Source organism: Yersinia sp. J1 (assembly GCF_050586585.1).
In the GTDB taxonomy this organism is placed as follows: domain Bacteria; phylum Pseudomonadota; class Gammaproteobacteria; order Enterobacterales; family Enterobacteriaceae; genus Yersinia; species Yersinia entomophaga.
Map to the genome: position 1 here is coordinate 73,153 of NZ_JBOBDP010000012.1, position 21,437 is coordinate 94,589.

Here is a 21,437-nt window from a genome sequence, read left to right on the forward strand (position 1 = left end):
TATAAAACGCAGCCCATAAAAAAGCCGGCGATTGCCGGCTTGTCGTCATTACTCGTGCGTTATGATGTTGGGGATGGTGTCATCCTTACGCAACGTCATTATTTCGCAGCCGTTCTCAGTTACCACAATAGTATGCTCATACTGTGCAGACAAGCTGCGATCTTTGGTTTTTACCGTCCAGCCGTCTTTCATGGTGCGAATGCGGTAATCGCCGGCGTTAACCATCGGCTCGATAGTGAAAGCCATACCGGGTTGCAGCACCACGCCGCCGTCATCTGCATCGTAGTGCAGAACCTGTGGCTCTTCGTGGAAACCTTCACCGATACCGTGGCCGCAGTATTCGCGTACTACGGAGAAGTTTTCCGCTTCGACGAATTTCTGAATCTCTTTACCCAAGGTGCGCAGACGAATGCCCGGTTTCACCATTTTAATCGCCAGATACAGGCTTTCCTGAGTGACGCGGCACAGGCGCTCGCCCAGAATAGTTGGTTTGCCAACGATAAACATTTTGGACGTATCACCGTGGAAACCGTCTTTGATTACGGTAACGTCGATATTCACGATATCGCCGTCTTTCAGCACTTTATCGTCGCTTGGAATACCGTGGCAAATGACTTCGTTAACAGAAATACAGACTGATTTCGGGAAGCCGTGGTAGCCCAGACAGGCGGAAATAGCCTGCTGCTTATTGGTGATGTGATCGTGGCAGATACGATCCAGTTCGCCGGTCGTTACGCCCGGTTTTACGTAAGGTTCGATCATTTCCAGCACTTCGGCGGCCAGGCGGCCGGCAACGCGCATTTTTTCGATATCTGCAGGTGTTTTAATTGTGATAGCCATGAAGAAAAGGTCCACAGGGGCCAGAGCGTGGCCGCTGTTATGATTAAATAAGTAAAAAATGCTGTTGCACATGGTACCAGCCCAGCAAATTGCTGCCAAACTTTCCTTTTTATGCTGCCACGAAATGCAACAAAAGTTGGTGTATGGTGCCGGATTATGGTATAAAGCGCGCCGGCGATCCGCTCTGCGTCATTTGTCCTTAGGGCAGCAATGAGTCTTCAGCCAAGTAGTACTAATCGCACTCATATGTGTAAATAACACACACGTGTCGGCACATACACCGGGGTGCCCTAAAGTCGCTGTCTTATAGCGGAGGCTTGTGGGGTCGGTGTTATGGGACACGTGGAGGCATAACCCCAATCGTTAAATATAGAGGTTTTAATCATGGCAACTGTTTCCATGCGCGACATGCTTCAGGCTGGTGTTCACTTTGGTCACCAAACTCGTTACTGGAACCCGAAAATGAAGCCTTTCATCTTCGGCGCACGTAACAAAGTTCACATCATCAACCTGGAAAAAACTGTACCAATGTTCAACGAAGCTCTGGCTGAGTTGACCAAGATTTCTTCCCGTAAAGGTAAGATCCTGTTCGTTGGTACTAAACGCGCAGCAAGCGAAGCGGTAAAAGAAGCTGCTCATAACTGCGACCAGTTCTTCGTGAACCATCGCTGGTTAGGCGGCATGCTGACTAACTGGAAAACCGTTCGTCAGTCCATCAAACGTTTGAAAGATCTGGAAATCCAGTCTCAAGACGGCACCTTTGAAAAGCTGACCAAAAAAGAAGCTCTGATGCGTACCCGTGAGCTGAACAAGCTGGAAAACAGCCTGGGCGGTATCAAGGACATGGGCGGTTTACCTGACGCACTGTTCGTTGTTGACGCCGATCACGAACACATCGCTATCAAAGAAGCTAACAACCTGGGTATCCCGGTATTCTCTATCGTTGATACCAACTCCGATCCAGATGGCGTTGACTTCATTATCCCTGGTAACGATGACGCAATCCGTGCAGTTAAACTGTATCTGAGCGCTGTTGCTGCCGCCGTCCGTGAAGGTCGTTCTCAAGATCTGGCCGTTCAAGCGGAAGAAAGCTTCGTAGAAGCTGAATAATAAGACAGGCTCGTCACTGAGCCCTTATTAACCAGGTATTGAAATATGTTGGTTAGGGGGCCTTTTATAGGCCCCCTTTGCGTATCTACAGTGAGAACTATCTTCACGAGAGAACCGAGGAAAATTGAAATGGCTGTTATTACCGCTGCTTTGGTAAAAGAACTGCGTGAGCGTACTGCCGCAGGCATGATGGAATGTAAGAAAGCGCTGGTTGAAGCTGATGGCGACATCGAGCTGGCGATCGATAACATGCGTAAATCTGGTCAGGCTAAAGCTGCCAAGAAAGCAGGCCGTATCGCTGCTGAAGGTATCATCCTGGCGAAAGTTTCTGCAGACGGCAAATTCGGCGTGATGCTGGAACTGAACTGTGAAACTGACTTTGTTGCTAAAGATGCTGGCTTTAAAGCATTCGGCGACGAAGTTATCGATGCAGCACTGGCTGGCAAAATCGTTGATATCGAAGTGCTGAAAGCACAGTTCGAAGAACAACGCGCTAACCTGGTTGCTAAAATCGGTGAAAACATCAATATCCGTCGTGTTGCTGCTCTGGAAGGCGACATTCTGGGGACTTACCTGCACGGCGCACGTATCGGCGTTATGGTTGCCGCTACCGGTGCTGATGAAGAGCTGGTTAAGCACATCGCTATGCACATCGCTGCAAGCAAACCAGAATACGTTAAACCAGAAGACGTCCCTGCTGAAGTTGTTGCTCGCGAGCACCAAATCCAGTTGGACATCGCTATGGAATCTGGCAAGCCACGCGAAATCGCAGAGAAAATGGTTGAAGGCCGCATGCGTAAGTTCACCGGCGAAGTTTCTTTGACCGGTCAGCATTTCGTAATGGACCCAAGCAAAACCGTTGGCGAGCTGCTGAAAGAGCATAAAGCTGACGTGATCAACTTCATCCGCTTTGAAGTGGGCGAAGGCATCGAGAAAGTTGAGACTGACTTTGCTGCTGAAGTTGCAGCAATGAGCAAACAGTCTTAATGCTTAAAAATGGGGCCGCCAACAGGCGGTTCCATTTTATCCAATCTAGAATTTAGTCCGTAAACTTTCAGCGCACTTATAGGTGTTTTGAATGTATGACGGTCAAATCCCCAATACTATTACTGCTGCTTAGGACAGAACACCATGGCAACCAATGCAAAACCCGTATATCAGCGAATCCTGCTAAAGCTGAGTGGCGAAGCCCTGCAAGGCGCGGAAGGTTTTGGTATCGACGCTAGCGTTTTGGATCGTATGGCTCAGGAAGTCAAAGAGCTGGTCGAACTGGGTATTCAGGTCGGTGTGGTAATTGGCGGTGGTAACTTATTCCGCGGTGCCGGTTTGGCACAGGCTGGGATGAACCGCGTAGTGGGCGACCACATGGGAATGCTGGCTACCGTAATGAACGGCCTGGCAATGCGTGATGCACTGCACCGTGCCTATGTGAACGCCCGCCTGATGTCGGCAATCCCGTTGAACGGCGTATGTGACAATTACAGCTGGGCTGAAGCAATCAGCCTACTGCGTCACAATCGCGTGGTGATTTTTGCTGCCGGTACCGGCAACCCATTCTTCACTACTGATTCAGCGGCATGTTTGCGCGGTATCGAGATCGAAGCCGACGTGGTGTTAAAAGCCACCAAAGTTGACGGTGTGTATTCAGCCGATCCTGTGAAAGATCCTGATGCAACGCTGTACGAACAGTTAACCTATCAAGACGTGTTAGAACGTGAACTGAAAGTGATGGATCTTGCCGCCTTTACGCTGGCTCGTGACCATAACTTGCCAATTCGCGTATTTAACATGAACAAACCTGGCGCGCTGCGTCGTGTTGTGATGGGTGAAAACGAAGGAACGTTGATCGCTAAATAGCGCCGTTCTAATCAGGGGCTTCACGTAATTGTGCGCTGAGTCCCTTTTAACCAGCAATTGCTGGTTTACATATTCACCGGCTATGCTGCAAGGTATAGCCTGCCAAGTAACCAGTTTACAAGGGTTCGCAACGTGATTAACGAAATTAAAAAAGATGCAGAAGTGCGCATGGGTAAGTGCGTAGAAGCATTCCAGGGCCATATCGATAAAATCCGTACTGGCCGTGCTTCACCAAGTATTCTTGATGGTATTCAGGTTGAATATTACGGTAGCGCAACGCCATTGCGCCAGTTGGCCAACGTGGTAGTAGAAGACTCCCGTACGCTGGCAATTACCGTATTTGACCGCAGCCTGAACGCCGCGGTAGAAAAAGCGATCATGTCTTCTGATTTGGGTCTGAACCCATCTTCAGCTGGCACCGTGATCCGCGTTCCGCTGCCTCCGCTGACCGAAGAGCGTCGTAAAGACCTGATCAAAGTGGTGCGTGGCGAAGCAGAGCAGGGCCGTGTCTCTGTGCGTAACGTGCGTCGCGATACTAACGATAAGGTTAAAGCCTTGTTGAAAGATAAAGCTATCAGCGAAGATGAAGATCGTCGTTGTCAGGATGAAGTTCAGAAAATGACTGATACCTTCATCAAGAAAATCGACTCTATTTTGTCCGATAAAGAAGCTGAGTTAATGAATTTCTAATCGTTAACCGGTTCCGCAAGGCGTCGCTTAGGCGGCGCTTTGTTTTTTACATCTGTACGGTTTTATTGAAGACAACAGCTGATATTTGGGCTAAATGTCTTAGTCTTGCGGGCTCAGATGTTTCATACTGATGCATCTTCCTATCATAAAAACAGTTATTCAGAGCACCCTCATGAAGCAACTGACTATTCTTGGTTCTACCGGCTCCGTTGGCTGCAGTACATTGGCCGTTGTGCGGGCTAATCCCGATTTATTCGCCGTCACCGCATTGGTTGCAGGGCGCAATGTCTCATTAATGGCAGAACAATGTCTGGAATTTGCCCCGCGTTATGCGGCAATGGCGGACGAAGATTCTGCTGCGGCGCTGCGCCTTTTGCTGTCTGAGCAAGGTAGCAAAACCGAAGTATTAGCCGGTGAAAAGGCGGCCTGCGAACTTGCTGCTCTCGGTGAAGTCGATCAGGTAATGGCGGCTATCGTCGGCGTAGCCGGGCTATTACCTACGCTGGCGGCGATCCGCGCCGGTAAAAAAGTGCTGCTGGCCAATAAAGAATCTTTGATTACCTGTGGTCGTCTTTTCATGGACGCGGTGCGAGAAAGTCGTGCGCAGCTGCTCCCCATCGATAGTGAACACAATGCCATTTTTCAAAGCCTGCCAGAGCGCGTTCAGCAACAGTTAGGCTATTCTTCTCTGATTGAGAATGGTGTATCGCGCATTATCCTGACCGGCTCCGGCGGTCCTTTCCGTGAAACGCCGTTGGATCAGTTTGCCACAATGACGCCAGACCAAGCCTGCGCTCATCCAAACTGGTCGATGGGGCGTAAGATTTCCGTCGATTCAGCTACCATGATGAATAAAGGGCTGGAATATATCGAGGCTCGCTGGCTGTTTAACGCTTCGGCTGAGCAGATTGAAGTGATTCTGCATCCGCAGTCGGTGATTCACTCGATGGTTCGCTATCAGGACGGAAGCGTGCTGGCGCAGCTTGGTACACCGGATATGCGCACGCCAATCGCCCACGCTATGGCGTACCCAAATCGGGTAGAATCAGGCGTTGAAGCGCTAGATTTTTGCCGTATGGGCCCGCTGACGTTCGCAGAGCCTGATTATCAGCGTTATCCGTGTCTGCAGCTGGCGATGGAAGCTTTTAACGCAGGGCAAGCGGCGACCACAGTGTTAAATGCGGCTAATGAAATTTCTGTCATGGCTTTCTTGCAATCGCGTATCGGTTTCACAGATATTGCGAGATTAAACAGAAATGTGCTCGAAAGTTTGGCATTGCAGGAACCCAATTCAGTCGATGAAGTCTTAGATATTGACCGTTTGGCACGAATTGCTGCTGAGCGAGCATTAGGTGCATTAAGTCGTTGAAGGTGATGTTATTCATTGGTGGAATTTGTTCGTCTCGGACTGAGATGATATAGTCTGCGCCGTCAATGGGCAGACAGACCCTTGATTAACGGTTCTATGGGTATTTAGACCCTCTGGTTTGGCTGTCATATAAGAAGCCGTGATTCAGTACACGGCTTTTTTTGTGCGCATGAGGCCTAATGTTAGGGAAGAGCAGTCGTATTTATTGAGGAAGAATGTTCGCGTTATGTCGTCCGTAAATGAAGATAGGGCTAACTTGTCCCCCCAAGGCCCGCGCCACGTTGCTATTATTATGGATGGTAATGGCCGATGGGCTAAACGCCAGGGTAAATTAAGGATCTTCGGTCATAAAGCGGGAGTGAAATCAGTTCGCCGTGCGGTGAGTTTTGCCGCCACTCATCAATTAGATGCGCTCACGCTTTATGCTTTTAGTAGTGAAAACTGGAATCGCCCTGCTCAGGAAGTGACCGCACTGATGGAGCTTTTCGTTCGAGCGCTGGACAGCGAAGTGAAAAGTCTGCATAAACATAACGTACGTTTAAGCGTTATTGGTGATATCAGCCGCTTCAGTGGACGTCTGCAGGAACGCATTCGACGCTCTGAAGCGCTGACGGAAAATAATGATGGTTTGAAGCTTAACATTGCTGCCAATTATGGTGGACGTTGGGATATCATTCAGGGAATGCGCCAATTGGCTGGGCAGGTTCAAAAGGGATTGTTACAACCTGAAGATATCACTGAGGATTTGTTAAATTCTCATATTTGCCTGAACGAACAGTCTCAGGTGGATCTAGTGATCAGGACCGGTGGCGAACATCGCATCAGTAATTTCCTGCTGTGGCAAATAGCCTATGCTGAACTTTACTTTACTGATGTCCTTTGGCCTGATTTTGATGAACTTGTCTTTGAAGGTGCGCTGAATGCATTTGCACAACGCGAGCGCCGCTTCGGTGGAACGACACCTAACGATGTTGCTGCATCCTAGGGGGAACTTTTGCTGAAGTATCGTCTCATAACTGCTTTGATTTTAATCCCTATCGTCATCGGGGCGCTGTTTTTGCTGCCTCCGATTGGTTTTGCCATAGTGACGCTGGCTGTATGTATGCTGGCTGCTTGGGAGTGGGGGCAGCTCGCTGGTTTCGCTTCGCACTCACAGCGCATCTGGCTGGCGATACTCTGCGGTTTCTTGCTGGTATCGATGTGGTTGAGTATTCCAGAATATCAACCTACAGTGCACGATTTGCAAGTCAGTGGCCCGCTTTGGGCATCGATGGGGTGGTGGATAGCCGCTCTGTTGCTGGTGTTGACCTACCCGCGCTCGGCTGCTTTCTGGCGTGACTCGCGAACCATCAGAATTATCTTCGGTATTCTGACCATAGTGCCATTCTTCTGGGGCATGTTTGCGCTGCGTCAGTACGGTTATGAGCAAAATCATTCAACCGGTGCCTGGTGGCTGCTTTACGTGATGTTGCTGGTGTGGGGCGCGGATTCCGGTGCCTACATGTTTGGCAAAATGTTCGGCAAACATAAGCTTGCACCGAAAGTTTCCCCCGGGAAAACCTGGGAAGGGTTGATAGGCGGCTTGCTGTCATCGGCGTTGATAGCCTGGTTGTTTGGCCGCTATGCTCCGCTGGATGTGATTCCGGAAAAACTGTTAGTGTGTTCTGTGGTTGCGGCTCTGGCCTCAGTACTCGGGGATTTGACCGAGAGTATGTTCAAACGTGAAGCGGGAATCAAAGACAGCGGTCATCTGATTCCTGGTCATGGCGGGATACTGGATCGTATCGATAGCCTGACCGCAGCCGTGCCGGTATTTGCCTGCCTGATGCTGTTAGTGTTTTAATCCGTCACTGACGGGGAGTTTAGGGATTATGATGAGCATACTCTGGAACCTGGCTGCATTTATCATTGCGCTGGGCATCTTAATTACGGTTCACGAGTTCGGCCACTTTTGGGTGGCGCGTCGCTGTGGAGTCCGTGTTGAGCGCTTTTCTATCGGTTTTGGCAAAGCCTTATGGCGCAGAACCGATCGACAAGGTACAGAATATGTGATCGCCCTGATTCCCCTCGGCGGTTATGTGAAAATGCTGGATGAGCGTGCCGAGGCCGTTGCCCCGGAATTCCGCCATCAGGCTTTTAACAATAAAAGTATTGCCCAGCGCGCTGCGATCGTCAGCGCCGGCCCTATCGCCAACTTCCTCTTCGCTATTTTTGCCTACTGGCTGGTGTTTATCATCGGCATCCCGAGCTTTCGTCCGGTTGTGGGTGAAATATCCCCACAATCCATTGCTGCGCAGGCTGATATTTCTGCTGGAATGGAACTTAAGTCTGTTGACGGTATCGAAACGCCTGATTGGTCTGCAGTTCGTCTTGCTCTGGTCGGTAAAATTGGCGACCAGCAGGTGCAAGTTGGCGTAGCCCCTTTTGGCTCTGATAACGTAGTACAGAAAACTCTGGATTTACGTCAATGGTCGTTCGAGCCTGATAAGCAGGACCCCGTGGTGACTTTGGGGATTATTCCTCGTGGCCCGCAGATTGAATCAGTGCTGCAAGAGGTTCAAACAGAGTCGGCAGCGCAAAAGGCGGGTTTACAAGCAGGGGATAGGATCGTTAAAGTTGACGGTCAGCTAGTTGAAGGTTGGCAGACATTTGCCAGCCGGGTACGCGAAAATCCTGGCAAGCCGCTGGCAGTTGAAATTGAAAGGGGTGGTTCTCCCTTGTCTTTAACCCTGATTCCAGATACAAAATCGGCGGGTAAAGACAGAACCGAAGGCTTTGCAGGCGTAATTCCGAAAGTTATACCGCTTCCGGATGAGTATAAAACGATTCGCCAATATGGTCCGTTTACGGCACTCTATCAGGCTGGGGATAAAACCTGGCAGTTGATGCGGTTGACGGTCAACATGTTGGGTAAACTGATTACTGGTGATGTTAAGCTGAATAACCTGAGTGGCCCGATTTCCATTGCACAGGGCGCAGGGGTTTCAGCCGAGTTCGGATTGGTTTATTACCTGATGTTTTTGGCACTGATTAGTGTCAACTTGGGGATTATCAATCTGTTCCCGTTACCGGTATTAGATGGTGGACATCTGCTCTTCCTGGCGATAGAAAAGCTCAAGGGTGGGCCGGTTTCTGAGCGAGTTCAAGATTTCAGCTACCGCATTGGCTCGATATTGCTAATGCTGTTGATGGGACTTGCACTTTTCAATGATTTCTCCCGCTTTTAACGGCAGGGGATAGGTTAGGAAGAACGCATAACAACGATGGCGATGAAAAAGTTGCTCATAGCGTCGCTGCTGTTTGGCAGCGCCACCGTATACGGTGCAGACGGGTTCGTAGTGAAAGACATTCATTTCGAGGGCCTGCAGCGAGTCGCCGTCGGTGCGGCGTTACTTAATATGCCGGTTCGCGTAGGCGATACCGTCAGTGATGATGACATCAGTAATACTATCCGTGCGTTGTTTGCCACAGGCAACTTCGAGGACGTTCGCGTTCTGCGCGATGGTAATACTCTGATTGTTCAAGTCAAAGAACGCCCAACGATCGCCAGTATCACTTTCTCCGGTAACAAAGCGGTGAAAGAGGATATGCTTAAACAGAACCTTGAAGCCTCTGGCGTTCGGGTTGGCGAGGCACTAGACCGCACAACGATCTCCAGCATTGAAAAAGGTCTGGAGGACTTCTATTACAGCGTGGGTAAATACAGCGCTTCGGTGAAAGCCGTAGTGACGCCGTTGCCGCGCAACCGTGTCGATCTGAAGCTGGTGTTTACCGAAGGTGTATCTGCCAAGATTCAGCAGATCAATATCGTCGGTAACCATGCGTTTAGCACAGACGAACTGATTTCACGTTTCCAGCTGCGCGATGAAGTGCCTTGGTGGAACGTGGTTGGTGACCGTAAATATCAGAAACAGAAACTGGCAGGCGATCTTGAGATCCTGCGTAGCTTCTATCTGGATCGCGGTTACGCACGCTTCAACATCGATTCTACTCAGGTGAGTTTGACGCCGGATAAAAAAGGCATCTACATCACAATCAACCTGACAGAAGGCGAGCAGTACAAGTTGAGCAGCGTGGTGGTCAACGGGAATCTGGCGGGCCATCAGTCTGAAGCTGAGAAGCTGACCAAAATTGAGCCGGGCGAGTTGTATAACGGCGGTAAAGTGACGCGCATGGAAGACGACATCAAAAAGATGTTAGGTCGCTATGGCTACGCTTACCCACGCGTACAGACTCAGCCTGAAATCAACGATGCGGATAAAACCGTGAAACTGCACATTAATGTGGATGCGGGTAACCGTTTCTATGTGCGTCACGTTCGCTTCGAAGGCAATGACACCAGTAAAGATTCCGTTCTTCGTCGTGAAATGCGTCAGATGGAAGGTGCATGGCTGGGTAACGCTCAGGTTGAACAAGGTAAAGATCGTCTGAACCGTTTAGGTTACTTCGAAACCGTCGATGTGGAAACGCAGCGTGTTCCGGGTACTGCCGATCAGGTTGATATTGTTTACAAAGTTAAAGAACGTAATACCGGTAGCCTGAACTTCGGCATTGGCTACGGTACTGAAAGTGGCGTGAGTTTCCAGGTGGGTGTTCAACAGGATAACTGGCTGGGCACGGGTAACAGCGTAGGGATTAACGGTACTAAGAATGATTACCAGACCTATGCTGAATTTACGTTAACCGACCCTTACTTCACCGTTGACGGTGTGAGTCTGGGTGGTCGTGTGTTCTACAACGATTTTAAAGCGGATAACGCAGACCTGTCTGGCTATACCAACAGCAGCTACGGTGTTGACGGTACCCTTGGGTTCCCAATCAACGAAAATAACTCATTACGCGTAGGCGTGGGCTATGTGCACAACAGTCTGTCCGACATGTTGCCGCAGGTTGCTATGTGGCGTTATCTCGAGTCAGTCGGCCAAAAGCCGAACTATACTGACCGCGCTGACTTCACCGCTGATGACTTTACCCTGAACCTTGGTTGGACTTATAACAACCTAGACCGAGGTTTCTTCCCGACTTCCGGTGTAAAATCTTCGGTTAACGGTAAAGTAACCGTTCCTGGCTCCGATAATGAATTCTACAAAGTGACCTTCGATACTTCCGGCTACCTGCCGTTGGATCAGGATCGCTCTTGGGTTCTGTTAGGTCGCGGGCGCTTAGGTTATGGCGATGGTCTCGGTGGCAAAGAAATGCCGTTCTATGAGAACTTCTATGCCGGTGGTTCCAGCACTGTACGTGGTTTCCGCTCGAACAACATCGGGCCTAAAGCTGCATACTATGCGAATAATGGCGCTACGGTTAATAAATCTACCGATGCTGTGGGCGGTAATGCCATGGCTGTGGCGAGTATCGAATTGATCACGCCAACGCCGTTTATCAGTGAAAAGTATTCTAACTCGGTTCGTACTTCGATCTTTATCGATTCAGGTACCGTTTGGGATACCCACTGGGAAAACACTGCGGCAACGGGAGCCGCCGGGATTCCTGACTACAGCGACCCAAGCAATATTCGCGTTTCTGCGGGTGTAGCATTACAGTGGATGTCACCGCTGGGTCCATTGGTGTTCTCTTACGCCAAACCGGTCAAAGACTATCCGGGTGATAAATCCGAGCAGTTCCAGTTTAACATCGGTAAAACCTGGTAACAGGCTACTGAGTAGTTGAGCAAGAATTGTTGATCGATAAGTAAAGATCGCGCTGACGCCGATCTCCCTGTTGCAAAGGTGATCTAGTATTACCTTTGCCGCATCGGATAAATCCGGCGTCAAGTGCATTTCAGGGTGTCTCTGACACAAACGGGTAATGGTAAGGAGTTTATAGTGAAAAAGTGGTTGTGTGCCGCAGGTCTTGGTTTAGCATTGGCTGCTTCAGCCAGCGTTCAAGCCGCTGACAAGATTGCTATTGTTAATGTTTCCAGCATTTTCCAACAATTACCCGCGCGTGAAACCGTGGCTAAGCAGCTGGAGAATGAATTCAAAGGCCGTGCAACCGAGCTGCAAGGAATGGAGCGCGATCTGCAGACCAAAATGCAGAAGCTGCAGCGCGACGGTTCTACCATGAAAGCCAGCGATCGTACCAAACTGGAAAAAGACGTCATGGCGCAGCGTGAAACCTTCTCTCAAAAAGCGCAGGCGTTTGAACAAGACAACCGTCGTCGCCAGATGGAAGAGCGTAACAAAATCCTGAGCCGTATTCAGGACGCTGTGAAATCTGTTGCAAGTAAAGGTGGGTATGATGTGGTTATCGACGCGAATGCTGTGGCATACGCTGATTCCTCAAAAGACATCACTGCTGACGTGCTGAAACAGGTTAAATAACACATGCCTTCAATTCGACTGGCTGATTTAGCCCAGCAGTTGGATGCACAAGTGCACGGTGATGGCGAAATTGTCATCACCGGCATCGCTTCAATGCATTCTGCCAAACCTGCGCAAATCACGTTTTTGTCAAACAGCCGTTACCGGGAACAACTCGCGTCTTGCCAAGCTAGCGCCGTGGTTTTGACCGAGGAAGATCTGCCTTATTGTAACGTTGCTGCTTTAGTCGTTAAAAATCCCTATCTGACCTATGCGCGCATGGCGCAGATTATGGATACCACTCCGCAGCCAGCTCAGGACATCGCCCCAAGCGCAGTGATTTCCCCTGAAGCAACCTTGGGCAATCAGGTATCAATTGGCGCAAATGCGGTGATTGAGTCCGGCGTTGTTCTGGGTGATAACGTGGTTATCGGTGCGGGCTGTTTTGTCGGTAAAAATGCACGTATCGGTGCAGGTAGCCGTTTGTGGGCCAATGTTTCCGTTTATCATGAAGTTGAGATTGGGCAGCATTGCCTGATTCAATCCGGTACGGTCATTGGTGCAGATGGTTTTGGTTACGCTAACGATCGTGGCAATTGGATCAAAATCCCGCAGCTTGGCACCGTAATAATTGGTGACCGCGTGGAGATTGGTGCCTGTACAACTATCGACCGCGGCGCGTTAGATAACACGGTTATCGGTAATGGTGTCATCATTGATAATCAATGCCAGATTGCGCATAACGTGACTATTGGCGACAATACCGCAGTTGCGGGCGGCGTTATCATGGCGGGAAGCCTGAAAGTTGGCCGATATTGCCAGATCGGTGGTGCCAGTGTGATCAATGGTCACATGGAGATTGCCGACAAGGTTGTTGTGACCGGAATGGGAATGGTGATGCGTCCAATCACTGAACCTGGGGTATACTCCTCCGGAATTCCGTTGCAGCCAAATAAAACGTGGCGAAAAACCGCAGCACTGGTGATGAATATCGATGAGATGAATAAGCGTTTGAAAGCTGTCGAACGTAAAATCGATAAAGAGTAATTACCACTCTGAGCCAATAACAAAAGCTATTGGCGCTTACTGCCCGAAGCGTACAGAGTTCCTAATTTGCGGCCTGCCTAATGATCTCCTTTTGGGGTCAAAGCAGGCCGTGTCGTTGATAGCATTAATTTTTTAGACAGGAAGAGTATTTTGACTACTGACACTCATACTCTGCATATTGAAGAGATTTTAGATCTACTGCCGCACCGTTTTCCTTTTTTGCTGGTAGATCGCGTCCTGGATTTTGAGGAAGGGAAATTTCTACGTGCAGTGAAGAACGTCTCTTTCAACGAGCCTTTTTTCCAAGGCCATTTCCCCGGTAAGCCTATTTTCCCTGGCGTACTGATTTTGGAAGCAATGGCGCAGGCTACCGGTATTTTGGCATTTAAAAGCCGCGGTAAACTTGAACCAGGCGAACTTTACTACTTTGCTGGTATTGATGAAGCCCGCTTTAAACGCCCGGTAGTGCCTGGCGATCAGATGATTATGGAAGTTGAATTCGTCAAAGAGCGTCGTGGTTTAACCCGCTTTACCGGTGTTGCTAAAGTTGACGGTGAAATTGTCTGTACTGCCACCATGATGTGCGCACGCAGCAAACCGGCACCAGCAGCAGTACCCGCATCTAAGGAGTCTTGATACGTGATTGACAAAACCGCCTTTATCCACCCGAGTGCTATCGTTGAAGAAGGTGCTGTGATTGGTGCTAATGTTCACATTGGCCCATTTTGCTATATCGGTTCCCAGGTGGAAATTGGTGAAGGCACAGTACTGAAATCCCATATTGTCGTGAACGGCGTGACTAAAATCGGCCGCGATAATGAGATTTACCAGTTTGCTTCCATTGGTGAAGCTAACCAGGATCTGAAATATGCCGGCGAACCGACACGGGTGGAAATTGGCGATCGTAACCGTATCCGTGAAAGTGTGACTATCCACCGTGGCACGGTACAAGGTACCGGGGTGACGAAAGTTGGTAGCGATAACCTACTGATGATTAATGCCCATATCGCTCATGACTGCATTATCGGCAACCGCTGCATCTTTGCCAATAACGCGACTTTGGGTGGCCACGTTGAAGTGGATGATTATGCCATTATTGGCGGAATGACCGCTGTTCATCAATTCTGTGTGATCGGTGCACATGTAATGGTTGGCGGCTGTTCCGGGGTTGCGCAGGATGTGCCTCCTTTTGTCATAGCGCAAGGAAACCACGCGACACCGTTCGGTATTAATATCGAAGGGCTGAAACGCCGTGGTTTTGATAAAGAATCTCTGCATGCTATCCGTAATGCTTACAAGCTAGTGTATCGCAGCGGACGTACTTTGGATGAAGTGAAGCCGGAAATTGCCGAATTGGCCGAGCAGCATCCTGCGGTTAAGCCGTTCAGCGATTTCTTCGCTCGTTCGACCCGCGGTATTATCCGCTAACTTATGCAAGAGCCTGTCATGACAGCCGATCGCCCATTAACTATCGGGTTAGTTGCCGGAGAAACCTCCGGCGATATTTTAGGTGCAGGGTTAATCCGGGCGCTTAAAGCTCAGGTTCCCAATGCCCGCTTTGTCGGCGTTGCCGGCCCCTTAATGCAAGCCGAGGGTTGTGAAGCCTGGTACGAAATGGAAGAGTTGGCTGTGATGGGGGTTGTGGAGGTGCTGGAACGGTTACCGCGTCTTCTTAAAATCCGTAAGGATTTGACGCGCCGTTTCAGCGAGCTTTCTCCCGATGTATTCGTGGGTATCGATGCTCCCGATTTTAACATCACCCTGGAAGGCCGCTTAAAGCAGAACGGAATTCGCACTATTCATTACGTCAGTCCCTCGGTTTGGGCCTGGCGTCATAAGCGCGTTTTCAAAATCGGTAAAGCCACAGATATGGTTTTGGCTTTTCTGCCTTTCGAAAAAGCGTTTTACGATCGTTTCAACGTTCCCTGTCGTTTTATTGGTCACACCATGGCGGATGCCATGCCGTTGGTTGCCAATCGTGTGGCGGCTCGTGCTGAATTAGGTATCGCTACTGATGTCCACTGTCTGGCGTTATTGCCGGGGAGTCGGCATTCAGAAGTCGAAATGTTAAGTGCCGACTTTCTACGCACCGCCGAGATATTACGGCAGCAATTCCCTGATTTAGAAGTATTGGTGCCGCTGGTGAACAGCAAGCGTCGGGAACAGTTCGAACGTATAAAAGCCGAAGTTGCACCGGAATTATCCGTCCATTTATTGGATGGTAAAGCCAGAGCTGCAATGGTCGCCAGCGATGCCACTCTGTTGGCTTCGGGCACCGCCGCGCTGGAATGCATGTTGGCCAAATCGCCGATGGTTGTGGGTTACCGTATGAAGCCTTTCACCTTCTGGTTGGCGGAGCGTTTGGTGAAAACGCCTTATGTCTCATTACCTAACTTACTGGCGGGCGAAGAACTGGTTCCCGAATTGCTACAGCAAGAGTGTCAGCCGCAAAAATTGGCAGACGCTTTATTACCTTTATTGAAGGGTGGCGAGGCGGTTGAAGCACTAAAAACACGTTTTCTGGCCTTGCACCAAAGCATTCGCTGCGATGCGGACAAACAGGCCGCACAGGCGGTATTGGAATTAGCGAAGCAATGAGCGATATTTTTATTTATCCGCAGGCAAATCTCATTGCCGGCGTTGATGAGGTCGGGCGCGGGCCGCTGGTTGGCGCGGTCGTGACCGCCGCAGTGATCCTCGACCCGAATCAACCCATTATCGGGCTGGCAGACTCAAAGAAACTCAGTGAAAAGCGCAGATTGGCGCTTTATGACGAGATTACCGAGAAGGCGCTGTCCTGGAGTCTGGGGCGCGCAGAGCCGGAAGAAATTGACGATATGAATATATTGCACGCTACCATGCTGGCGATGCAGAGAGCGGTTGCCGGGCTGCATATTGCGCCTGATTATGTCTTAATCGACGGTAACCGTTGTCCGGCACTGCCGATGCCGTCCCTCGCGGTGGTGAAAGGGGATAGCCGAGTGGCTGAGATTAGCGCTGCGTCTATCGTCGCAAAAGTGACCCGCGATCGGGAAATGGCGTTGCTGGATGCCGAGTTTCCGGATTACGGCTTTGCTCAGCATAAAGGCTATCCGACCGCATTCCATCTAGAGCGGTTGGCCGCATTGGGTGCCACAGAGCACCATCGTCGCAGTTTTGCTCCGGTTAAACGCGTGCTCGGGCTGGCATAGGCCCGCATTGCTACTGCCTGATGGAAACAACGTATAGCCAGTGAATATCGAATTGCATCCATACAATGGTTTGCGTGATACAGGTTATAGTTATGATGCCCCGAGACACCCAGTCCTGCGGGTGTGATTCAATCCACTAATTTCTGGTATCTGGATATGGCCGAACCTCGTTTTGTCCACCTGCGTGTTCACAGCGATTATTCCATGATCGATGGATTAGCCAAGATTGGACCCTTGGTGAAGCGGGCTGCCGCCTTAGGCATGCCAGCGTTAGCGATTACTGACTTTACCAACCTGTGCGGTTTGGTGAAGTTTTACGGCAGCGCTCACGGCGCGGGAATCAAACCTATCATTGGCGCTGATTTCTGTGTGCAGAGCGAGATGCTGGGCGATGAGTTTGCGCATCTGACTATTCTGGCGCGTAACAACGAAGGCTATCAAAACCTTACCCTGCTTATTTCCGAGGCTTATCAGCGTGGCTATGGCCCCGCAGGGCCGGTTATCGATCGTGACTGGCTGATTAAGCACCGCGAAGGGCTGATTTTGTTGTCCGGCGGACGTATGGGCGACGTAGGCAAATTTTTGCTGCGTGGCAATCAGGCTCAGGTCGATCAATGTCTTGATTTTTACAATGAATACTTCCCTGGTAGCTACTATTTAGAGCTAATCCGTACTGGACGACAGGACGAAGAAAATTATCTGCACGTAGCGGTAGCATTAGCGACTGAACGCGGTATTCCCGTGGTTGCCACCAACGATGTGCGCTTTATTGATGAAACGGATTTTGATGCCCATGAAATTCGCGTGGCGATTCATGATGGCTTCACTTTGGTCGATCCGAAACGACCAAAAAATTATAGTCCTCAGCAGTTTATGCGCGATGAAGAGCAGATGTGCGAGCTGTTCGCGGATATTCCTGAAGCGCTGATCAACAGCGTTGAAATTGCCAAACGTTGTAACGTGACAATTCGGCTGGGTGAATATTTCCTGCCTCAATTCCCGACCGGGGATATGAGTACCGAAGATTTTCTGATCGAAAAATCCAAACAGGGTCTGGAAGAACGTCTGGAATTTTTATTCCCGGATCCGGAAGTCAGGGCGCAAAAGCGGCCTGAATATGATGAACGTCTGGATATCGAGCTTAAAGTTATCAACCAGATGGGATTCCCAGGCTACTTCCTGATCGTGATGGAGTTTATCCAGTGGTCGAAAGATAACGGCGTACCGGTTGGGCCGGGGCGTGGTTCAGGTGCAGGTTCTCTGGTGGCTTATGCCCTGAAAATCACCGATCTGGATCCGCTGGAATTTGATCTGCTTTTTGAACGATTCCTGAACCCTGAACGTGTATCCATGCCCGATTTCGACGTCGATTTCTGTATGGAAAAACGCGATCTGGTGATTGAGCACGTTGCTGAAATGTATGGCCGTGACGCGGTTTCGCAGATTATTACCTTCGGTACGATGGCCGCTAAAGCGGTAATCCGCGACGTTGGCCGGGTGCTGGGCCATCCCTATGGTTTTGTCGATCGTATTTCCAAATTGATTCCGCCCGATCCGGGGATGACGCTGGAAAAAGCCTTCGCCGCCGAGCCACAGTTACCTGAAATTTACGAAGCGGACGAAGAAGTTCGAGCCTTGATCGATATGGCGCGTAAATTGGAAGGTGTTACCCGTAACGCCGGTAAACACGCCGGTGGGGTAGTTATCGCGCCGACCAAAATTACCGATTTTGCGCCGCTATATTGCGACGCCGAGGGGAATAACCCGGTTACTCAGTTCGATAAAAATGATGTCGAATATGCCGGTTTAGTGAAGTTTGACTTCCTCGGTTTGCGTACTCTAACCATCATTAACTGGGCGCTGGAGATGATCAACGCCCGTCGCGCCAAGACCGGGCTGGAACCCATCGATATCGCGTCCATTCCGCTGGAGGATAAAAAGAGCTTTGATATGCTGCAACGGTCGGAAACGACGGCGGTATTCCAGCTCGAATCCCGCGGGATGAAGGATCTGATTAAACGCCTGAAACCCGACTGCTTCGAAGATATGATCGCCTTGGTGGCGCTGTTCCGCCCAGGACCGTTGCAATCAGGCATGGTAGATAACTTTATTGACCGTAAGCACGGTCGCGAAGAGTTGTCCTATCCAGATATCCAATGGCAGCATGAATCTCTGAAACCGGTACTAGAGCCTACCTACGGCATTATTTTGTACCAAGAACAGGTTATGCAGATCGCTCAGGTGCTGTCGGGCTACTCCCTCGGCGGGGCGGATATGCTACGCCGCGCAATGGGTAAGAAAAATCCGGCGGAAATGGCCAAGCAGCGTTCCGTGTTTGAAGATGGAGCTAAAAGTCAGGGTATTGACGGCGAACTGGCGATTAAGATCTTCGATCTGGTAGAAAAATTTGCGGGTTACGGTTTTAACAAATCTCACTCTGCCGCCTACGCGTTGGTTTCCTATCAGACTTTGTGGCTGAAAGCACATTATCCGGCTGAATTTATGGCTGCGGTAATGACCGCTGATATGGATAATACAGAGAAAGTCGTTGGTTTGGTGGATGAGTGCTGGCGCATGGGGCTGAAAATCCTGCCGCCGGATATAAACAGCGGGCTGTATCATTTCCATGTGAACGATGAAGGCGAGATCGTTTACGGCATTGGCGCTATCAAAGGCGTGGGCGAAGGCCCAATCGAAGCTATGCTGGAAGCCCGCAACCAAGGCGGCTACTTTAAAGATCTGTTCGATTTATGTGCGCGGGTTGATACCAAAAAACTGAATCGACGGATTCTGGAAAAACTGATAATGTCCGGCGCTTTCGATCGTCTCGGTCCGCATCGTGCGGCCTTGATGAGCTCTCTCGGAGAAGCGCTGAAAGCGGCAGATCAGCATGCCAAAGCGGAAGCTATTGGTCAGGCAGATATGTTCGGCGTACTGGCGGATGCGCCTGAGCAGGTCGAGCAATCTTATGCTAACGTACCGCGCTGGCAGGAACAGGTGGTTCTTGACGGTGAGAGGGAGACGCTGGGGCTGTATTTAACCGGTCACCCGATTACCCAGTATCTAAAGGAAATCGAGCGTTATACCGGTGGGTTGCGCCTGAAAGATATGCACCCGACGGATCGGGGCAAAATGACGACAGCAGTGGGGCTGGTAATCGCTGCGCGCGTGATGGTAACAAAACGCGGAAATCGTATCGGCATCTGTACGCTAGATGACCGTTCCGGGCGTCTGGAAGTGATGATGTTCACGGATGCGTTGGAAAAATATCAGCATTTGTTAGAAAAAGACCGTATCCTGATAGCCAGTGGGCAGGTCAGCTTTGATGACTTTAGCGGTGGACTTAAAATGACCGCCCGTGAGTTAATGGATATCAGTGAAGCTCGTGAAAAATATGCCCGTGGGCTTGCTATCTCGCTGACTGACAGGCAAATTGATGACCAGCTTTTGAACCGTCTCCGCCAATCGTTGGAACCCCACCGATCGGGGACGATCCCAGTACATCTTTATTACCAACGGGAAGATGCGCGCGCCAGACTACGATTTGGTGCCACGTGGCGTGTTACCCCGACAGACCGTTTATTGATCGACCTGCGGACGCTGGTTGGTAATGAGCAGGTGGAACTGGAATTTGACTAAAATAGGAATGCTATGAGTCTGAATTTTCTTGATTTTGAACAGCCGATTGCAGAGCTGGAAGCGAAAATTGACTCGCTGACTGCAGTCAGCCGTCAAGACGAAAAATTAGATATTAATCTGGATGAAGAGGTCCAGCGTCTGCGTGAGAAAAGCGTTGAGCTGACGCGGAAGATTTTTTCGGACCTCGGGGCTTGGCAGGTCGCTCAATTAGCGCGCCATCCGCGACGTCCTTATACCCTGGATTATATCGCTAACATTTTTACGGATTTCGAAGAGCTGGCAGGTGACCGTGCCTATGCTGATGATAAAGCTATCGTCGGCGGAATTGCCCGTTTGGAAGGCCGTCCGGTGATGATCATTGGTCATCAGAAAGGCCGTGAAACCAAAGAAAAAATTCGTCGCAACTTCGGTATGCCTGCTCCAGAAGGCTACCGTAAAGCGCTGCGTTTGATGGAAATGGCTGAGCGCTTCAAGCTGCCGATCATTACTTTCATTGATACTCCGGGGGCTTACCCTGGCGTTGGCGCCGAAGAACGCGGCCAGTCAGAGGCCATTGCCCGTAACCTGCGCGAAATGTCTCGTCTGAATGTGCCTATCGTCTGTACCGTTATCGGTGAAGGCGGCTCCGGTGGCGCGTTGGCGATTGGCGTAGGCGACAAAGTGAATATGTTGCAGTACAGCACTTACTCGGTGATTTCGCCGGAAGGCTGTGCGTCAATTCTGTGGAAAAGTGCGGATAAAGCGCCGTTAGCTGCCGAAGCTATGGGTATTACCGCGCCACGCCTGAAAGAGCTCAAGATGATCGATTCCGTGATTCCTGAACCTTTAGGCGGTGCACATCGCGATTATCAGGCCATTGCCGCTTCACTGAAAGCGCAATTGCTGGCCGATCTGAGCGATCTGGATGTATTGAATAACGATGAGTTGCTGAATCGCCGCTACCAGCGGTTGATGAACTACGGCTATTGCTGATTTAATCTTTCAGACAAAAACCCGGACTCACTTTGACTCCGGGTTTTTTATTGGGCAATAATAGCCGCTCAATCAGAGATTATTGGGTAACCACTTTGAGTTGGTATCGCCAAGAATAATACTAGAAATAGTGTTAACGTAACTTTTATCCGGGTTTATCTCCACGTTTACTCTGACCTTTTCCCGCAGTACATAAGCCGTTTTAGCCAGATTACAGATTATCGGTACGTCACTAAAATGCCAGACCATATTTTCGCGTGGTTCGGTTCTCTCACTAAATGAAATCCGACACCCCTGATCCGATACGCGAATGGCCGCGACGGTCCCATCGATGACATAACTGGAGCCAGGAGTATCATCGGCAAAGGCAATAGGCGTTAATGAAACAAACAGAGAAAAAATAATCGGTTTATTCAAAAT

At 50.1% G+C, this 21,437-nt stretch carries 19 protein-coding genes; 17 read left to right on the top strand and 2 right to left on the bottom strand.

Annotated elements, in window-relative coordinates:
* Nucleotides 1-48 precede the first annotated feature (48 nt).
* Nucleotides 49-840, bottom strand: a complete 792-nt coding sequence (gene map, locus ACQ4OC_RS15250) for a type I methionyl aminopeptidase (protein ID WP_064518334.1) — start codon at nucleotides 838-840, stop codon at nucleotides 49-51.
* Between the two features lie 384 nt (nucleotides 841-1,224).
* Here map and rpsB point away from each other — a divergent pair, with 384 nt between their 5' ends.
* The 17 genes from rpsB to accA all read left to right on the top strand — a co-directional run bounded on the left by rpsB (nucleotide 1,225) and on the right by accA (nucleotide 21,017).
* The gene (rpsB, locus tag ACQ4OC_RS15255; RefSeq protein WP_049599912.1) at nucleotides 1,225-1,950 is read left to right on the top strand and encodes a 30S ribosomal protein S2; all 726 of its coding nucleotides are present in this window, start codon (nucleotides 1,225-1,227) and stop codon (nucleotides 1,948-1,950) included.
* A 129-nt stretch (nucleotides 1,951-2,079) separates the two neighbouring features.
* The gene (gene tsf, locus ACQ4OC_RS15260; RefSeq protein WP_064514791.1) at nucleotides 2,080-2,937 is read left to right on the top strand and encodes a translation elongation factor Ts; all 858 of its coding nucleotides are present in this window, start codon (nucleotides 2,080-2,082) and stop codon (nucleotides 2,935-2,937) included.
* Between the two features lie 144 nt (nucleotides 2,938-3,081).
* A complete protein-coding gene (gene pyrH, locus ACQ4OC_RS15265) occupies nucleotides 3,082-3,807 on the top strand; it encodes a UMP kinase (protein ID WP_004719674.1) in 726 nt (241 codons plus the stop codon).
* A 132-nt stretch (nucleotides 3,808-3,939) separates the two neighbouring features.
* Nucleotides 3,940-4,497 carry a ribosome recycling factor gene (frr, locus tag ACQ4OC_RS15270; protein ID WP_049599918.1) on the top strand — a complete coding sequence of 186 codons (558 nt, stop codon included), beginning with the start codon at nucleotides 3,940-3,942 and terminating at the stop codon, nucleotides 4,495-4,497.
* 172 nt (nucleotides 4,498-4,669) lie between these two features.
* Complete coding sequence (ispC, locus tag ACQ4OC_RS15275; RefSeq protein ID WP_120806917.1) at nucleotides 4,670-5,866, top strand: 1-deoxy-D-xylulose-5-phosphate reductoisomerase; 1,197 nt, start codon at nucleotides 4,670-4,672, stop codon at nucleotides 5,864-5,866.
* 226 nt (nucleotides 5,867-6,092) lie between these two features.
* Nucleotides 6,093-6,851: a (2E,6E)-farnesyl-diphosphate-specific ditrans,polycis-undecaprenyl-diphosphate synthase gene (ispU, locus tag ACQ4OC_RS15280; RefSeq protein ID WP_064514787.1), complete on the top strand. Its 759-nt coding sequence runs from the start codon at nucleotides 6,093-6,095 to the stop codon at nucleotides 6,849-6,851.
* 9 nt (nucleotides 6,852-6,860) lie between these two features.
* Nucleotides 6,861-7,709 (top strand): phosphatidate cytidylyltransferase, encoded by an 849-nt coding sequence (gene cdsA, locus ACQ4OC_RS15285; protein WP_120806918.1) that lies wholly within the window; start codon nucleotides 6,861-6,863, stop codon nucleotides 7,707-7,709.
* Between the two features lie 28 nt (nucleotides 7,710-7,737).
* On the top strand, nucleotides 7,738-9,093 hold the full coding sequence (rseP, locus tag ACQ4OC_RS15290; protein ID WP_064514783.1) for a sigma E protease regulator RseP: 1,356 nt from the start codon (nucleotides 7,738-7,740) through the stop codon (nucleotides 9,091-9,093).
* A 36-nt stretch (nucleotides 9,094-9,129) separates the two neighbouring features.
* Nucleotides 9,130-11,517, top strand: a complete 2,388-nt coding sequence (gene bamA / locus ACQ4OC_RS15295; RefSeq protein ID WP_064514782.1) for an outer membrane protein assembly factor BamA — start codon at nucleotides 9,130-9,132, stop codon at nucleotides 11,515-11,517.
* 174 nt (nucleotides 11,518-11,691) lie between these two features.
* Nucleotides 11,692-12,189 (top strand): molecular chaperone Skp, encoded by a 498-nt coding sequence (skp, locus tag ACQ4OC_RS15300; protein WP_049599935.1) that lies wholly within the window; start codon nucleotides 11,692-11,694, stop codon nucleotides 12,187-12,189.
* Nucleotides 12,190-12,192: 3 nt separating this feature from the next.
* Nucleotides 12,193-13,215, top strand: coding sequence for a UDP-3-O-(3-hydroxymyristoyl)glucosamine N-acyltransferase (gene lpxD / locus ACQ4OC_RS15305; protein WP_064514780.1), 1,023 nt, complete (start codon nucleotides 12,193-12,195; stop codon nucleotides 13,213-13,215).
* Nucleotides 13,216-13,365: 150 nt separating this feature from the next.
* Complete coding sequence (gene fabZ, locus ACQ4OC_RS15310) at nucleotides 13,366-13,851, top strand: 3-hydroxyacyl-ACP dehydratase FabZ (protein ID WP_064514778.1); 486 nt, start codon at nucleotides 13,366-13,368, stop codon at nucleotides 13,849-13,851.
* A 3-nt stretch (nucleotides 13,852-13,854) separates the two neighbouring features.
* Nucleotides 13,855-14,643, top strand: a complete 789-nt coding sequence (gene lpxA, locus ACQ4OC_RS15315; protein WP_049599940.1) for an acyl-ACP--UDP-N-acetylglucosamine O-acyltransferase — start codon at nucleotides 13,855-13,857, stop codon at nucleotides 14,641-14,643.
* Between the two features lie 3 nt (nucleotides 14,644-14,646).
* Nucleotides 14,647-15,813 carry a lipid-A-disaccharide synthase gene (gene lpxB / locus ACQ4OC_RS15320; protein ID WP_430971323.1) on the top strand — a complete coding sequence of 389 codons (1,167 nt, stop codon included), beginning with the start codon at nucleotides 14,647-14,649 and terminating at the stop codon, nucleotides 15,811-15,813.
* Nucleotides 15,810-16,406, top strand: a complete 597-nt coding sequence (gene rnhB, locus ACQ4OC_RS15325; RefSeq protein ID WP_430971324.1) for a ribonuclease HII — start codon at nucleotides 15,810-15,812, stop codon at nucleotides 16,404-16,406. The genes lpxB and rnhB overlap by 4 nt, the downstream gene beginning before the upstream one ends.
* Nucleotides 16,407-16,562: 156 nt before the next feature.
* Nucleotides 16,563-20,045: a DNA polymerase III subunit alpha gene (gene dnaE, locus ACQ4OC_RS15330; RefSeq protein ID WP_064514772.1), complete on the top strand. Its 3,483-nt coding sequence runs from the start codon at nucleotides 16,563-16,565 to the stop codon at nucleotides 20,043-20,045.
* A 12-nt stretch (nucleotides 20,046-20,057) separates the two neighbouring features.
* The gene (gene accA / locus ACQ4OC_RS15335; RefSeq protein ID WP_064514770.1) at nucleotides 20,058-21,017 is read left to right on the top strand and encodes an acetyl-CoA carboxylase carboxyl transferase subunit alpha; all 960 of its coding nucleotides are present in this window, start codon (nucleotides 20,058-20,060) and stop codon (nucleotides 21,015-21,017) included.
* A gap of 72 nt (nucleotides 21,018-21,089) precedes the next feature.
* Here accA and ACQ4OC_RS15340 read toward each other — a convergent pair whose 3' ends face one another.
* Nucleotides 21,090-21,434 carry a hypothetical protein gene (locus tag ACQ4OC_RS15340; protein WP_064514768.1) on the bottom strand — a complete coding sequence of 115 codons (345 nt, stop codon included), beginning with the start codon at nucleotides 21,432-21,434 and terminating at the stop codon, nucleotides 21,090-21,092.
* Nucleotides 21,435-21,437: the final 3 nt, after the last annotated feature.